The sequence below is a fragment of the Pseudomonas sp. CCNWLW23 genome (assembly GCF_037095675.1).
Classification (GTDB): Bacteria; Pseudomonadota; Gammaproteobacteria; order Pseudomonadales; family Pseudomonadaceae; genus Aquipseudomonas; species Aquipseudomonas atacamensis.
In genome coordinates, this window is record NZ_JBAWKM010000005.1 from 193565 (window position 1) to 209360 (window position 15796).

The 15796-nt window shown below is 59.4% G+C and carries 16 protein-coding genes; 4 read left to right on the plus strand and 12 right to left on the minus strand.

The annotated features are described in order from the left end of the window. Positions 1–51: 51 nt before the first annotated feature. Both V8J63_RS09695 and V8J63_RS09700 read right to left on the minus strand, forming a co-directional pair. On the minus strand, positions 52–981 hold the full coding sequence (locus V8J63_RS09695; RefSeq protein ID WP_016770954.1) for an electron transfer flavoprotein subunit alpha/FixB family protein: 930 nt from the start codon (positions 979–981) through the stop codon (positions 52–54). Beyond that, entirely contained in the window at positions 982–1731 is a 750-nt protein-coding gene (locus V8J63_RS09700; protein ID WP_007908338.1) for an electron transfer flavoprotein subunit beta/FixA family protein, read from the minus strand. Positions 1732–2281: 550 nt separating this feature from the next. Here V8J63_RS09700 and V8J63_RS09705 point away from each other — a divergent pair. Further along, on the plus strand, positions 2282–3946 hold the full coding sequence (locus V8J63_RS09705) for an electron transfer flavoprotein-ubiquinone oxidoreductase (protein WP_336463946.1): 1665 nt from the start codon (positions 2282–2284) through the stop codon (positions 3944–3946). A 122-nt stretch (positions 3947–4068) separates the two neighbouring features. Here V8J63_RS09705 and V8J63_RS09710 read toward each other — a convergent pair whose 3' ends face one another. Next, positions 4069–4959: an AraC family transcriptional regulator gene (locus V8J63_RS09710; RefSeq protein WP_016770956.1), complete on the minus strand. Its 891-nt coding sequence runs from the start codon at positions 4957–4959 to the stop codon at positions 4069–4071. A gap of 190 nt (positions 4960–5149) precedes the next feature. On the opposite strand from V8J63_RS09710, the gene V8J63_RS09715 reads away from it, so the two are divergent. Continuing rightward, complete coding sequence (locus V8J63_RS09715; protein ID WP_016770957.1) at positions 5150–6202, plus strand: NAD(P)-dependent alcohol dehydrogenase; 1053 nt, start codon at positions 5150–5152, stop codon at positions 6200–6202. An 11-nt stretch (positions 6203–6213) separates the two neighbouring features. Here the strand turns inward: V8J63_RS09715 and V8J63_RS09720 are convergent, their stop codons facing one another. The 9 genes from V8J63_RS09720 to V8J63_RS09760 form a co-directional block, all read right to left on the minus strand. Then, on the minus strand, positions 6214–7017 hold the full coding sequence (locus V8J63_RS09720; protein WP_130888510.1) for an IclR family transcriptional regulator: 804 nt from the start codon (positions 7015–7017) through the stop codon (positions 6214–6216). A gap of 61 nt (positions 7018–7078) precedes the next feature. Then, a complete protein-coding gene (locus V8J63_RS09725; RefSeq protein WP_130888462.1) occupies positions 7079–8389 on the minus strand; it encodes an MFS transporter in 1311 nt (436 codons plus the stop codon). A 191-nt stretch (positions 8390–8580) separates the two neighbouring features. Next, a complete protein-coding gene (gene dgoD / locus V8J63_RS09730) occupies positions 8581–9729 on the minus strand; it encodes a galactonate dehydratase (protein ID WP_016770960.1) in 1149 nt (382 codons plus the stop codon). Between the two features lie 62 nt (positions 9730–9791). Continuing rightward, positions 9792–10412: a 2-dehydro-3-deoxy-6-phosphogalactonate aldolase gene (locus tag V8J63_RS09735; protein ID WP_130888461.1), complete on the minus strand. Its 621-nt coding sequence runs from the start codon at positions 10410–10412 to the stop codon at positions 9792–9794. A gap of 19 nt (positions 10413–10431) precedes the next feature. Further along, complete coding sequence (locus V8J63_RS09740; protein WP_130888460.1) at positions 10432–11421, minus strand: 2-dehydro-3-deoxygalactonokinase; 990 nt, start codon at positions 11419–11421, stop codon at positions 10432–10434. 777 nt (positions 11422–12198) lie between these two features. Beyond that, positions 12199–12939: an alpha/beta hydrolase gene (locus V8J63_RS09745; RefSeq protein WP_125926393.1), complete on the minus strand. Its 741-nt coding sequence runs from the start codon at positions 12937–12939 to the stop codon at positions 12199–12201. Positions 12940–12945: 6 nt separating this feature from the next. After that, positions 12946–13440 carry a PAAR domain-containing protein gene (locus V8J63_RS09750; protein WP_016770965.1) on the minus strand — a complete coding sequence of 165 codons (495 nt, stop codon included), beginning with the start codon at positions 13438–13440 and terminating at the stop codon, positions 12946–12948. Beyond that, positions 13437–14099 carry a hypothetical protein gene (locus V8J63_RS09755; protein ID WP_336463947.1) on the minus strand — a complete coding sequence of 221 codons (663 nt, stop codon included), beginning with the start codon at positions 14097–14099 and terminating at the stop codon, positions 13437–13439. The genes V8J63_RS09750 and V8J63_RS09755 overlap by 4 nt, the downstream gene beginning before the upstream one ends. 159 nt (positions 14100–14258) lie before the next feature. Further along, the gene (locus V8J63_RS09760; RefSeq protein WP_016770628.1) at positions 14259–14738 is read right to left on the minus strand and encodes a GNAT family N-acetyltransferase; all 480 of its coding nucleotides are present in this window, start codon (positions 14736–14738) and stop codon (positions 14259–14261) included. A 387-nt stretch (positions 14739–15125) separates the two neighbouring features. Here V8J63_RS09760 and V8J63_RS09765 point away from each other — a divergent pair, with 387 nt between their 5' ends. Next, a complete protein-coding gene (locus tag V8J63_RS09765; RefSeq protein WP_336463948.1) occupies positions 15126–15470 on the plus strand; it encodes a hypothetical protein in 345 nt (114 codons plus the stop codon). 44 nt (positions 15471–15514) lie between these two features. Next, positions 15515–15772: a hypothetical protein gene (locus V8J63_RS09770; RefSeq protein ID WP_024013907.1), complete on the plus strand. Its 258-nt coding sequence runs from the start codon at positions 15515–15517 to the stop codon at positions 15770–15772. Positions 15773–15796: the final 24 nt, after the last annotated feature.

The window sequence follows — 15796 nt, forward strand, 5'->3', positions numbered from 1 at the left end:
AAAAAAAAGCCCGACCAACAGGCCGGGCTCTTTATAAGTGAAGCCGCCGGATTAGACCAGCTTCTCCAGCTCAGGTACTGCTTCGAACAGATCCGCCACGAGACCGTAATCGGCCACCTGGAAGATCGGCGCTTCTTCGTCCTTGTTGATCGCAACGATCACTTTGGAGTCTTTCATGCCGGCCAGATGCTGGATCGCGCCGGAGATACCGACGGCGATGTACAGCTGTGGCGCAACGATCTTGCCGGTCTGACCGACCTGCATGTCGTTCGGTACGAAACCTGCGTCGACCGCAGCGCGCGAAGCGCCAACAGCAGCGCCGAGTTTGTCGGCCAGCGCGTACAGGTGTTTGAAGTTGTCACCGTTCTGCATGCCGCGACCGCCGGAAACGACGATCTTGGCAGCGGTCAGCTCAGGACGGTCGGACTTGGCCAGCTCTTCGCTGACGAAGCTCGAAGTACCGGCGTCGTGGGCAGCGCCAACGGCTTCAACGGCAGCCGAACCACCTTCAGCAGCAACCGGATCGAAACCGGTGGCACGCACGGTGATCACTTTGATCGCGGCGGTCGATTGCACGGTAGCGATGGCGTTACCGGCGTAGATCGGACGCTTGAAAGTGTCAGCGCTTTCGACCGAGATGATCTCGGAGATCTGGTCAACGTCCAGCGCAGCAGCAACGCGCGGCAGGATGTTTTTGCCGTTGGAAGTGGCGGCAGCGAGGATGTGGCTGTAGCCAGCGCCCAGCTCTGCAACCAGCGGAGCTACGTTCTCTGGCAACTGATGCGCGTAAGCGGCGTTGTCAGCATTCAGGACTTTGCTCACGCCAGCGATTTTAGCCGCGGCTTCGGCCACCGGGCCAGCGCCCTGACCTGCTACCAGAACGTGGATGTCGCCGCCGATTTTGGCAGCAGCGGCCACGGTGTTCAGTGTGGCCGGGGCCAGCACTTTGTTGTCGTGTTCAGCAATAACCAAGATAGTCATTTAGATTACCTTCGCTTCGTTCTTGAGTTTTTCAACCAGTTCAGCCACCGACTTGACCTTGATGCCCGCGCTGCGTGCAGCCGGCGCTTCGACTTTCAGGGTCTTGTTGGTGGAGGCGGTGGAAACGCCCAAAGCGTCCGGAGTCAGCACTTCGAGAGGCTTCTTCTTGGCTTTCATGATGTTTGGCAAGGACGCGTAGCGCGGCTCGTTCAAACGCAGGTCGGTGGTGACGATGGCTGGCAGTTTCAGCGAAACGGTCTGCGCGCCGCCGTCGATTTCGCGGGTCACGGCAACGCTGTCGCCGGAGACTTCGACTTTCGAAGCGAAGGTGCCCTGACCGTAGCCGCTCAGTGCCGCGAGCATCTGGCCGGTCTGGTTGTTGTCGCTGTCGATCGCCTGTTTGCCAAGAATCACCAGCTGCGGCTGTTCCTTGTCGACAACAGCCTTGAGCAGCTTGGCCACGGCCAGCGAGGTCAGGTCTTCAGCGGATTCGACGAGGATGGCGCGATCGGCACCCAGAGCCAGTGCGGTACGCAGCTGCTCCTGAGCGGTGGTCGGGCCGATGGAGACGACGACGATTTCAGTCGCAACGCCCTTCTCTTTCAGGCGTACGGCTTCTTCCACGGCGATTTCGCAGAATGGGTTCATCGACATCTTGACGTTGGCGAGGTCGACGCCGGAATTGTCCGCCTTGACGCGGACCTTGACGTTGTAATCCACAACGCGTTTGACAGCTACAAGAACCTTCATGGATTCCTCGTTACTCTCCGGTGAAAAGAAAGTCGCCTAGGCGAACCTGGCGGATGATGCTCATCGGGCGACAAGGGCACCTCTAAAAACGCCGGCTTGAATGTGAGGTGATTCACTTCGCGAAGGGAGGTGACCGTTCGTCAGGGGTGACTGCCGGGTCATTCATTCTCACGCTGTGTAAACTGCGCGCCGGACTTGCGCTGCGCATCACCGTCTACTGCCTGTGCCCTGTCTTTAGAGGTGCTCTTGAAACCGCCAGTCTGCCTACGGCGAGCGCAAAACCGCCCGTATCTTGACCGGAACGCCCATTCTGGTCAATACGCCAAAATGCCCTGTCATAAGCCGCGCTTCTTTGATTTATCAGGGCTGGAGGCGATTCAAACAAACGTTTGTATTGGACGCTAGGAGTGGTGTAGATATAATGCGCCGCCTAGAGAGAAAGGTGGATTCGCCAATATTCCCTTTGACGTTAACGTAAAGGCAATACGGATGCGAGATCAAACCTCCATATTAGAAAAAAAACTGTTGAGCCTTGAGTAGGAGATAGCCTGTGGAACGCGAATACATGGAATTCGACGTCGTCATCGTCGGTGCCGGCCCCGCTGGTCTGTCCGCCGCCTGCCGCTTGAAGCAGAAGGCCGCTGACGCCGGTAAGGAAATCAGCGTCTGCGTGGTCGAAAAAGGCTCCGAAGTCGGTGCACACATCCTTTCCGGTGCGGTATTCGAACCCCGCGCCCTGAACGAACTGTTCCCGGACTGGAAAGAGCTCGGCGCGCCGCTGAACACGCCCGTCACACGCGATGACATTTTCGTGCTGAAAAACGCTGACAGCGCGCAGAAGATTCCTGACTTCTTTGTGCCCAAGACCATGCACAACGAAGGCAACTACATCATCTCCCTGGGCAACCTGTGCCGCTGGCTGGCTCAGCAGGCGGAAAACCTCGGTGTGGAAATCTACCCGGGCTTCGCCGCTCAGGAAGCGTTGTTCGATGAAAACGGTGTGGTGCGCGGGATCATCACCGGTGATCTGGGCGTCGACCGTGAAGGCAACCCGAAAGAAGGCCTGTACACCCCAGGCATGGAACTGCGTGGCAAATACACGCTGTTCGCTGAAGGCTGCCGTGGCCACATCGGCAAGCAACTGATCAAGCGCTACAACCTCGACAGCGATGCCGACGTTCAGCACTACGGCATTGGTCTGAAAGAGATCTGGGAAATCGACCCGGCCAAGCATCAGCCAGGCCTGGTGGTGCACACCGCCGGCTGGCCGCTGGACATCATGGGCACCGAGAACACCGGCGGCTCGTTCCTCTATCACCTGGAAAACAATCAGGTGGTGGTCGGTCTGATCGTCGACCTGTCCTACAGCAACACTTACCTGTCGCCGTTCGATGAGTTCCAGCGCCTCAAGCATCACCCGGTGCTCAAGCAATATCTGGAAGGCGGCAAGCGCGTCAGCTATGGCGCCCGCGCCATCGCCAAGGGCGGCCTGAACTCGCTGCCGAAAATGGTCTTCAAGGGCGGCGCGCTGATCGGTTGCGACCTCGGCACCCTGAACTTCGCCAAGATCAAAGGCAGCCACACCGCGATGAAGTCCGGCATGCTCGCGGCGGAATCGGTGGCCGATGCGCTGTTCGCCGAGCAGGATTGCACCGTCGAACTGACCACTTACGTCGACGCATTCAAGAACAGCTGGCTGCACGAAGAACTGTTCGCCAGCCGTAACTTCGGCCCGGCGATTCACAAGTACGGCGCGATCATCGGCGGTGGTTTCAACTGGCTGGACCAGAACATCTTCGGCGGGAAACTGCCGTTCACCCTGCGCGACACCAAGCCGGATTACGCCTGCCTCAAGCTCGCGGCCGACTGCAAGAAGATCGATTACCCGAAACCTGACGGCAAACTGAGTTTCGACAAACTCAGCTCGGTGTTCATCTCCGGTACCAACCACGAAGAAGAGCAGCCGTGCCACTTGAAGCTGACCGATCCGAGCATCCCGATCAGCAAAAACCTGCCGCTGTACGACGAACCGGCGCAGCGTTACTGCCCGGCCGGCGTATACGAAGTGATCACCAAGGAAGACGGCGAGAAGCGTTTCCAGATCAACGCCCAGAACTGCGTGCACTGCAAGACCTGTGACATCAAGGACCCTGCGCAGAACATCACCTGGGTCGCGCCGGAAGGCGCCGGCGGCCCGACTTACCCGAACATGTAAGTCGAAACGCTGAACAACAAGGCTCCCGACATGGGGGCCTTTTTGTTGCCCAAAATTCTTCTGCCACCACAAAACAACTGTGGGAGCGAGCCTGCTCGCTCCCACAGGGGATTATCGGTGGATCAGGCAGCGCGCTCATCCCCCGGACTGCGTTCGAAGTAACGCTTGTACTCGCGGCTGAACTGCGACGTGCTCTGATACCCCACCCGATGCGCCACCTGCGCCACGCCCAGCCCCTCCGCCACCAGCAGCGTCTGCGCCTTCAACAAACGTAACCGCTTCAGATACTGCACCGGCGACAACAGCGTGCTGCGTTTGAAATGCTCATGAAAGGTCGACACGCTCATGTTCGCGCAACCGGCCAAGGTCTCGACATTCAGCGGCTCGGTGTAATGCGCATGCAGATGGCTGATCGACGCCGCCACCCGGGCGAATTGCCCTTGTTGCTCGACCAACGCCCGCAACACATCCGCTTGCGGTCCGCGCAGCGCGACGAACAATAACTCGCGAACCCGTGCCGGGCCGAGAATCTGGCATTCCAGCGGATCGTGCAGACAGCTGAGCAGCCGTTCGACACAACCGCGCATGCCATCGTCGAGCACCACCGAGGTCATCGACTCCGGCGTCTGCGCCGGAATATGCCGACCCGGCGCCAGCCCCATGGCCAGCACCAGTTCGCCGAGCAGGACGCGATCGATCGCCACCGACACACCGAGCAATGGCGCATCGGGCAAGGCAAAGGTTTCACATTCGAATGGCACCGGCAGCGCCTGGATCAGGTAATGCCCGGCGCCATATTCCATGGTCCGTGGGCCGAGGAACGCCAGTTTGCTGCCCTGGGCGATGATCATCAGGCTCGGCTCGTAGATATGCGGGCCACGGGCGACGTCGCAACTGGCGCGCAAAATCTGCACACCGGGCAGGCCGGTCTGGCTGTAGCCATCGCGCAGCGCCAGCGGTTCGATCAGCGAAACCAGCCGGGCATTGGCATCAAGATGACGGGTCAACTGCATCAAATAGGTCTTCGTAAAATTCACGGAAAAAGGGATGAAAACATCATCGCAGATCCGCTGGCCAATGCGATCGCCGAAACCCGCATGCCGGAGGATTAGGCATGAGACCCGGAGAAATCGTCATGGCCGCACCCGCCTCTGGCGGCCAGAATTCACCGCCTCACTTGTCACTGTTTTTGCGAGGTCACCCATGTACACCGCCATCGGCTATGCCGCCCAATCGGCCACCACTCCCCTCGCCCCGATGAAATTCGAACGCCGCAGCCCGCGCGCCGACGATGTGGCGATCGAAATTCTCTACTGCGGCGTCTGCCACTCCGACATCCATCAGGCACGCAACGAATGGGGCATTGCCGTTTATCCGCTGATGCCCGGCCATGAGATCGTGGGAAAAGTCACCGCTGTTGGTGCGAATGTCACCCGTCACAAGGTAGGCGATCTCGTTGGCGTCGGCTGCATGGTCGACTCCTGCCGCAGCTGCGAAGCCTGCCAGGCGAACCTTGAGCAATATTGCCTCGAAGGCCCGACCATGACCTACGCCACCCCGGACCGGGTCGATGGCAGCAACACCATGGGCGGTTACTCCGACAGCATCGTGGTCAGCGAACACTTCGTTGTGCGCATCCCCGAGAAACTCGCTCTAGCCAGCGCCGCACCGATTCTCTGCGCCGGCATCACCACCTACTCGCCGCTCAAGCACTACGGCGTCAAGGCCGGTGACAAGGTCGGGATTCTCGGCATGGGCGGCCTCGGCCACATGGGCATCAAGTTCGCCAAGGCGATGGGCGCGGAAGTCACGCTGTTCACCCGCTCGGCGAGCAAGGCTGAAGAAGGTCGCCGTCAGGGCGCCGATCACGTCATCGTCTCCACCGATGCCGAGCAGATGAAGGCCGCGGCCGGCTACTTCGACTTCCTGCTCGACACCATTCCGGTGCAACACGATTTGAACCCGTACCTCGACACCCTGCGTTTCGACGGCGTGCACATTCTGGTCGGCCTGATCGAGCCGGTGAACCCGCCCGTTCACGCCGGCAAACTGGTGATGAGCCGCCGCGTATTGGCCGGCTCCTTGATCGGCGGTATCGCCGAAACCCAGGAAGTGCTGGATTTCTGCGCCGAGCACAACATCACCTGCGACATCGAAATGCTCGACATCCGCCAGATCAACGAAGCCTACGCGCGGATGATTGCCGGTGACGTCAAGTACCGCTTCGTCATCGACATGGCCACGCTGAAGGCCTAAACCTTCACGGCTTACACCTTCAAGCCCAGCTCCGCCGACAGCCGGGTTGTGACCCCTTTCAGCAGGGGGATCAACTCGGCCATTTTTTCCAGCGGCATGTACGGCACGGTGCTGGCGATACTGATCGCCGCGACGATGCCCTTGCTCGCATCACGAATCGGCGCCGCCACACAGCGGATCGACGGTTCGTTGTCTTCCAGATCGAACGCATAGCCACCGGCAACGTATTCGCCCATGCGCTGCTCAAGCTGTTCCCACGACTGCTGCGGATGCTGCGGCCAGAACTGACTTTTCCCACCTGCCGGCAGGCTGATGTCGTACAGCCGCCGCCAATCCTGCGGCGAATCATCGAGCATCAAGGCCTTGCCGATCCCGGTGCGCACCAGCGGCATGCGATGGCCGACCCGCGAGCGCATTTCCGGGCCGTTGCGTCCTGGATTCTTCAGCAGGTACAGCACTTCGTCGCCTTCGCGGATTCCGAGGTGCACTGTATCGCCAGTCAGTGCCGAAAGCTCGTCCAGATACGGCCCGGCCAGGGTCACCATCGGCAACTCTTCACGGGCCTGAAAGCCCAGTTCGATCAGTTTCGGCCCGAGCAGATAACCGATCTGCGGCACCACGCGCAGATAACGCTCGTCGACCAGGCAACTGGCCAGACGATGGGTGGTGCTGCGCGTGGTGCCGATCAGCCGGGCAATCTCCTTGAGATCACGCGCGCCACTGGCCACCGCCTGCACCACACCGAGGCCGCGCAGCAGCGTCTGGGTGCCGGTGGGCGCGGCGTCCTTGGTTTTTTCCGGGGCGTCTTCCTGCATATCCAGCCTTTTACCGTTGAGCGAAGGAACGGGCGGCATTATGGTCGCCCGAGACTGAGCACTACAACTCGATACGCTCGACCTTGCCCACCAGCAGCACGTAGGACAAGGCACCGACCAGTGCGAGCACGGCGATGTAGGTGATCGCCGGCGCGAACGAATCGCCGCTGGCGAGGAAGCCGATCACAATCGGCGTAGCAATCGCCGACAGGTTGCCGATGAAGTTGAACACGCCACCGGTCAGGCCGAGCAACCGCGCCGGTGCCAGCGTTGACACCAGCGACCAGGTGATCGACGCCAGACCGTTGCCGAAAAATGCCAGGGCGAGGAAGGCAATCACCAGCGGCGTCGACTCGACAAAGTTGGCGCCGATGATCGAAGTCGAAATCAGCAGCCCGCCAATGATTGGCAACTTGCGCGCGAAGCCCACGGTGTAGCCGCGCCGGATCAGGAAGTCGGAAAAGAATCCCGAGCACAACACGCCGACGAACGCGGCAAGAAATGGCAGCGATGCGAGCAGACCGGACTTGATGAAGTCCATGCCGCGATATTTCACCAGATAGGTCGGAAACCAGGTGAGGAAGAACCACAGCGTCGAGTTCAGGCAGAACTGGCCGAGGTAGATGCCCCACAACTTGCGCTTGCTGAGGACGATGCCCAGATCGGTCCAACTGAATCTGGCTTTGACCTTGGCCGCCTCGGCCTGGATATCGACCAGCCCGCCGCCTTCGCGGATCAGGTCGATTTCCGCCTGATTGGTGCCTTTGAAATCGCGCGGCTCGCGATACACCGCGTACCAGATCAGCGCCCAGAGAATGCCCACCGCGCCGGTGGCGACGAACACCATGTGCCAGCCGAATGCATGTTGCAGCCACGCCAGCACCGGGGTCAGGAAAGCCAGACCGACAAACTGTCCGGAGGTGTAGAAACCGATCGCCGTGGCGCGCTCGCGCTCAGGAAACCAGGTGGTGACCACGCGGCTGTTGATCGGATAGGCGGGCGCTTCCAGCGCACCGACGGCCATGCGCAGCACGAACAGCGCGATGAAGCTGCTGACGAATCCGAGCATCACTGTGGCCACCGACCACAGCAGCAGCGCGACGCTGTAAAGGATGCGCGGCGGCACCCGATCGACCAGCCAGCCGCCGGGGATCTGCATCGCGGCGTAAGTCCAGCCGAACGCGGAGAAGATCAGACCGACATGAACCGGATCGATGCCCAGCTCACTGGTCAGCGCCGGCGCGGCAATCGACAGGTTGCTGCGGTCGAGGTAGTTGATGACCACGGTGATGAACAGCAACACCATGATGAAAAACCGCTTGCGGCTAGGCGTGACTAAAGACGCCTGCCCGGAGAGGGTGTGCGTTTGCATGAGAGATGCCTCTTTTTATGTTTGTTGAGGTCATGACGCAGATCTCCTCTCCCTCGGAGAACTGATCGTTCCCACGCTCGGCGTGGGAATGCAGCCCGGGACGCTCCGCGTCCCAGCAGCGGACGCAGAGCGTCCATTGAGGCATTCCCACGCAGAGCGTGGGAACGATCTGATGCTAGCGAGTCAGAGACTCACCACTCGGCAAAGCTGCCATCGGCATGACGCCAGATCGGGTTGCGCCAGCGGTGGCCGACGGCGGCACGCTCGATCACGTATTCCTCGTTGATCTCGATGCCCAGCCCCGGGCCGTTCGGAATCTTCACGAAGCCTTGGTCGTAGTCGAACACACGCGGATCCTTCACATAGTCGAGCAAGTCGTTGCTCTCGTTGTAATGGATGCCCAGGCTCTGCTCCTGGATAAACGCGTTGTAACAAGCCGCGTCGAGTTGCAAACACGCCGCCAGGGCGATTGGTCCCAGCGGGCAATGCAGCGCCAGCGCGACGTCGTAGGCTTCGGCCATGTTGGCGATCTTGCGGGTTTCGGTGATGCCGCCGGCGTGGGAGGCATCCGGCTGGATAATGTCGACGTAGCCTTCGCTCAACACCCGTTTAAAGTCCCAGCGCGAGAACAGCCGCTCGCCGAGGGCAATCGGCGTGCTGGTCAGCGGCGCCAGTTCTTTCAATGCTTCGTAGTTTTCGCTGAGCACCGGTTCTTCGATGAACATCAGTTTGTACGGGTCGAGTTCCTTCATCAGCACCTTCGCCATCGGCTTGTGCACGCGGCCGTGGAAGTCGACGCCGATACCGACGTTCGGCCCGACCGCATCACGCACGGCGGCAACGTTGGCCAAGGCGAGGTCGACTTTCTCGAAAGTGTCGAGGAACTGCAGTTCTTCGGTGCCGTTCATTTTCACCGCCGTGAAACCACGGCTCACTGCTTCTTTCGCCGCACGCGCGGTGTCGGCCGGACGGTCGCCGCCGATCCACGAATAGACACGAATCTTGTCGCGCACCTGGCCACCGAGCAGATCGCTGACCGACACACCAAGGGCCTTGCCCTTGATGTCCCACAGCGCCTGATCGATACCGGCCAGCGCGCTCATGTGGATCGCACCGCCACGGTAGAAGCCGCCGCGATAGAGCACGGTCCAGATGTCTTCGATATTGCGTGGGTCTTTGCCGATCAGGTAGTCGGACAATTCTTCCACCGCAGCCGCTACGGTATGCGCGCGCCCTTCGACAACAGGCTCGCCCCAACCGGTCACGCCCTCGTCGGTTTCGACCTTGAGGAAGCACCAGCGCGGCGGAACGATGAAGGTCGTGAGTTTGGTGATTTTCATCTCTGCTCTCTTTTGTAAATGCAGCTTTTATTAGATGCAGCGCACACAGCGCCCAAAAATTCTTAACGCAGGGCTTTCCAGGCAGCCACGTAGGCCTTGGCATTGACCGCCACCTGCTCGGCCGTCATGCCCGGTTTGAACAGGCCGGAACCGAGACCGAAACCTTTCACACCGGCATCGATAAAGGCCTGCATGTTGTCCGGCGTAATGCCGCCGACCGGCGCCAGCACCGTGCCGGCTGGCAACACCGCGAGCCAGGCCTTGACGACCGCCGGGCTCGTTTGCTCGGCCGGAAACAGCTTGAGAATGTCCGCGCCCTCGGCCAATGCGGCGAAGGCTTCGGTCGGCGTAGCCACGCCCGGCGACAGGTACAGCCCCGCCGCTTTCGCCGCGCGCAACACCTTGGCATCGCTGTGCGGCATGACGATCACTTGGCCGCCAGCCGCTTTGACCTGCTCGACCTGCTCAGGGCTGAGCACGGTGCCGGCACCGATCAGGCAATCGGCGGGCAGCGCATCACGCAGGATGCGGATACTTTCGTACGGCGATGGGGAATTGAGCGGTACTTCGATGACGCGAAATCCGGCGGAATACAGGACTTCTCCGACAGCCGCCGCTTCCTGCGGTTGCAGGCCACGCAGAATCGCGATCAGACCGTTTTGTGCCAGTGCTTGCTTGAGCATGTCAGGCCTCCAGTCAGGGTTAACGGGATGAGGAATCGATCAGTCCGGCGGCGCGCGCCAGTTGCCACAGGCCACGCTCGGTGGCCTGCTCGGCCAGCGTCACCTGAGCAAAGCCGCAGGCGTCGAGGGCACGGCGATATCGCGTGCACAATTGCGCATTGCCGATGAGCACGATCGCTGGAAGATTCGCTTGATTGCGCCGGCGCCGCTGCACATTGGCGAGCGCGGCCAGCTCATGGCCGATCATCAGGCCGGACAGATAGTCCGCCTGAGCAGTCGGGCTCAGTTCACCGGTCAGGCCGAGGGTGCGGGCGCTGAACAAGGTCGAGAGCACACCGAGCGCGGCATCTGTCGACAGCGCGATCTGTACGCCGCGATCGAATGCCTGCGCATCGAAGGTCGCGCTCGGCTTCTGGGTACGGCCAAGAATGCTGTGCTCGCTGAGCACGGCAAACACTTCGCCGGTCATGAACGTGTCGAAATGGATGATGCGGCCATCGACCACATCCACCCATTTCGAGTGGCTGCCGGGCAGGCCGATCAGCAGATCGCTACCCGCCTCGGCCGGCAGACTTTGCAGCACGCCGAGGACTTGGGTTTCTTCGCCACGCATTACATTCGGCAGTCGCGAACGCTGAATCACGCCCGGGACGATATGCACCGGCGTACCGCGCAAGCTGACCACGGTTTGCAGGGAATTTCCGAGATGGGCGACGTCGGCCGGCGTCTCGCAGTAAGCCGCCTCGCGCCAGCCCTGCGCACTGCCGACCATGCCGCAAGCGATTACCGGCAGATCCGGCTGCGCATCGAGCCAGTCACCACAGGCTTCGTCGAAGGCCAGTTCAAAACCATCGGCGCATTCACGGCCGTGGATGATCCGCGGGGTCTTGGGCAACTGCATGATCCCGGACGACAGCGCACGCTGCTCCAGCACCACACCGTCCGCCGCGAGTTTGTAAGCACGTAATGAGGTCGTCCCCCAATCGAGCGCGATCAATTGCGCCTGCATCGCTTCACCTGTTTTGTTTTTGGCAGTGAGTGCGACGGACTATAAACCCGAGGGACGGGAAATCTCAATATATAAATATCAATCCCACATTATGGGAAGATCAACAGTAACGGTATCACCTCACTCAAAGCGCCCCCTCTTGGGCTGCAACGATGGCGATCGAAGGGCCGAGTCAGGCTTGCACGGACAAAAATGCAAGGTTCGCCATGCCGCTGCGGTCGGGAAATACTCAGGGAGAGCGGCCCTCGAAAGAGGCAAGGCCGGACGGGATACTTTTTATTTTGCAGGTCCAGTTGTCAGCAAATCCGCGCTAGGTACCCGCATAATCTTGGAAAAATACGTCTTGTATGTAGTGGAGTGGACTCTATAAACACAGGAAAAGGAATCTCTGGCTTTTAAAAAGGGATCCAGTGTTTCCCCTTTCAGGCGCCTTTCTCCCCCCTCATCGTCTACCGACTCGTCAAAAATGACATCTGCTCTATAGATTAACGAGTCCGGCGAAACCCTCTCGATAAACCCGAAGCCGGACTGTTTAATTCGGTGTGCCTGAGAGAAATCAAGGTCATTCGTCAACGAGCAGACCAGCCCACGCCCTATAGACGACTTGAACAGGCCGAGAAGTTCCACGTCGGACTTGAAATAAATTTGATAAATTCCGGTAGTACGAAGCCGCTCTGTCTTTTCGTATTTGAGGTTAGCAATGGGCCGACCATGATTCAAAGAACAAGCCGAGAGTACCGACATACATATTGTCAAGATTAAAACCTTCACAGGTAGTTACCCCTTAATCCATTTGAATATTGACTCCGCTACAATCTGTCGCGCTGACTTTCCACCGGGCAAGGCGTGAGCATACATAGAGTTGGCATCTGCGTGATTGATATCGAGCCGCCCCATGACGTTCGGTCCTTCGGAGATCTCCCATTGCTCACCGAAGTCTGCAACCAGATCTGACAGGTTCCAATCGACCGCAGCTGCCCTGATATTTATCCAATACTGCGCTTTAGGCTTGGGAACCTGACGATATATTTTCGAAATACCATATACGATTTTGCCGTGTCCTACGGGATCCAGGGTCACCAAAATTTTTATTTTGAAACCGCGCTCGGTTAAAATCGCAGACAAATGAGCACCGTTCCAGCCGCCCAAACTGTGGCCAATGATATAAATCGCAGTATTGCAACTTGGAATTTTTCGAATAACGTTACGCTCCAAATCCTCCTCACTCATAAATGAGTTATAACCAAGAGGCAACGTCGTACAAGATTTCTGTATTTCCAGCGCTTCGATGTCCGCGTCGACCATGTCTCGCACATAGTCGACATTGTGATTGGGACCATCAACGTAATACCGTTCCTGATCGCCAGCTCCACCAACAAGAAAAACCATTGCATCGCGGACGCTTACTGTTACTTGCTTGACCGATTGATCTGTCTTGCAAGTAAGTGTATGACTCACCGGATCCCTTTTCGCCATTGGCGGTGGTGGAGCCTCTGCTGTAGCACTTCCATTTGCCATCTCTAATTACTCCACAAATAATTTAATCGTCTCAGCCAGGTGCGAACTGACGGTATGGGTAAATCCCGCCGCATCCGTCACGCCAGACTCTTCACTGCCGTCACCCCGCTGAATGATGTAAGGGTGATAAGAGACCGGCTCTCCGGTGTCCTGATTGACTACTTGCAACCTGTCAGTGAAATGCACCGGCATCGGCGACAGCCCACTAAATGCGGCCCCTCCCCCACTTTGGCCGATGATCACCGTGCCCGAGCCACCGGTCACGACATTGCCATGCCCACCAGTGCTATCGAGCATCGCGGCATTCAGGCCGTTAATGAAAACAGTGCCGGAGACCGCTCCGGTGATAGGGCTGCCACACGCTGATTTATCGGTCATGCGCGCAGCAGCGAGGCCGTCGAAGAATACGTCCGGCGAGCCGGAGACAATCGGGTTGGTGCCGTGACCTGGCAGTGGGCAGGCGGTTGGGTCGGTGACGCGAGCTGCGGGTTTACCACTCAATTCAAAGCTCCTTGCTTAAGGGGTGCCGGGGATGGCTGATAGCTGTCGATGTCGGTCGCGGCAAAGCGCCAGCGATTATCGACCGGGTCGAACAGAGCATGACAATGCTCACGGCTTTCAGGTGATGTCGCGGTTTGTATGGCACGCCAGACTTCGTTGGCTTGCCAACTCAACTCGGCAGGCGTTGCATCATCAAGTTCGTTGAGCCAGGCGTTGTAGTTGCGCAGGTGATTGCGCTCGAAAGTCGATTGCAGCAAGTCGCCCATTTCCACGCCAAGGTCCAGATGATGCCTGGAGGTCCAGCGCCCCACTTCGGAGTAGACGTGCCAGCCCATCGGGATCAACGCACCGTTTTTCAACAGAGAATGGCCGGCGAGAGCGACGAAGCCGCAACAGACGTGCAGCATCAGCCAGCCTTGATGGGCGTCGATAATCGCTGTGGGATCAAAGGTTCTCAGCGCTACCACGCGGTAGTCGCCAAGGTCGGCACTGCGCGTCATCAACTCGGCATCAAGCCGCGACACGAAAGCCCGTATAGCCACGCCGCCAGTGCGCTGGGCCATGCAGAGAATTTCCACAGCCTGTCGATTCGGGTCGTCAGAAGAGCCGGTAGTTTTCACCAGACCATACAGACGCATGGACGCCTGCAGTCCGCTCATAGCTGGTCACTCATTGACGCAGCGAGGGTTCCACAGGCGCGGAGAAATTTTGCCAGATGCATTGCAGGTGTCGTCCGTGAGCGCGCAAAAATGGCGCACAGAATGCCGGACTAGAGCGGTGGCGACAACTGAATCAGCAGTAGATTGCCATCATTGTGCTCAGCCCTCGGCAAATTCGCGCAACACCTTGCCATCCATGCGATACCGCACCCATTCCTCCTGCGGTTGCGCACCGAGCGATTTATAGAATTCGATGGCCGGGGTGTTCCATTCCAGCACGCTCCATTCGAAGCGGCCGCAGTCGTTGGCGCAGGCGATTTTCGCCAGGTGGCGCAGCAGGGTTTTGCCGGCGCCGCCGCCACGTTGTTCGGGGGTGATGTAGAGGTCTTCGAGGTACAGGCAATTGCTGCCCAGCCACGTTGAATAACTGAAGAAGAACACCGCGAAGCCAATCGGCAAGCCGTCGCGCAGGCAGATCAGGCCGTGGGCGGTGGCGCCTTCGCCGAACAGGCTGCGTTCGATGTCAGCGACGCTGGCGATGACTTCGTGACGGGCCTTCTCGAAATCTGCCAGTTCGGTGATGAAGGTGAGGATTTGCGGCGCATCGCTGGGGGTCGCCGGGCGGATTTCGATCGTCATGGACGGGCCTTGTATGCAAATTAAAGCGCCATACTAAGGCGCGCAGCGGCGCTCGTCACATGGCAAACATACTGATCTGTCCAATTTGCTGAACACTGTTGCCCTTGTGGGAGCGAGCCTGCTCGCGAAAGCATTCTGTCAGTTGAATCAACGTCTGACTGATATGACGCTTTCGCGAGCAGGCTCGCTCCCACAGTTGATATCGCAAATTCTGAAAGGATGCTTATGACCGTTAACTGTTTTGCGCCGCCGGAAACACTAGCGATCGGTATCGTCTGAACAGCAGACACGCGCGCCCGGCATAGACCGTTCGTCGATCATCAGGCACCAATCCGTCACCAGGGCTGACCAACCAAGTGTAAGGATTCCAATCACTGGAGAAGCCCTATGATCCCGTCAAGGTTGACCGCTTTAGTCTTCAGCGCCCTGCTTTGCCCTGCGGTGTTCGTCGCCTCGTCCACGGCAGCGGGCACTGGCCCTACCGATCCGACCCCGCCACGCGCGCCCGCCATTAACAGTGCCCCCGGTATGAATACCGATGGTTCCGGCGTGCCGCTGATCAATCAGCCACCCGCCACCGGCACCGATCCGCGCACTCAAGGCAGCGATCCGGGGCGTCAGGGTGGCATGAACACGCCTGATTCTCCTGCCACTGCGCCTGACAATGCCGGCCCCGGTGTCGGCTCGAAGACCACCACTGGTGGCTCCGGTTCCGAAGGTGCCGGTCAGTAGTTCGCCGACGCGAGCGCCCTATTCACTCCCATGAAGAGGTAACCATGAACGTCGACAAAGACCTGGAAAAAGAAGTCCTCACCCGCCTGCTGCACGCGCATCCCAACGGCTTGGGCAAGGAGGTGCTGGACAATTACCGGGGCGAGAAAGTCGTGGCCAGCGCCCTCGCCGCCCTGCAGGATCGCGGGCTGATTCATCATGGTCACGTGACCTTGAGCGAAGCGGGTGAACACTCGCTGAACCTGCCGATCAAGCTCAGTTCTGCCGGCGTCGAAGCGGCGCGCAAACTGGATCTGCAGTAGTGCCAAGCCGCTCGCCGTCGAAGC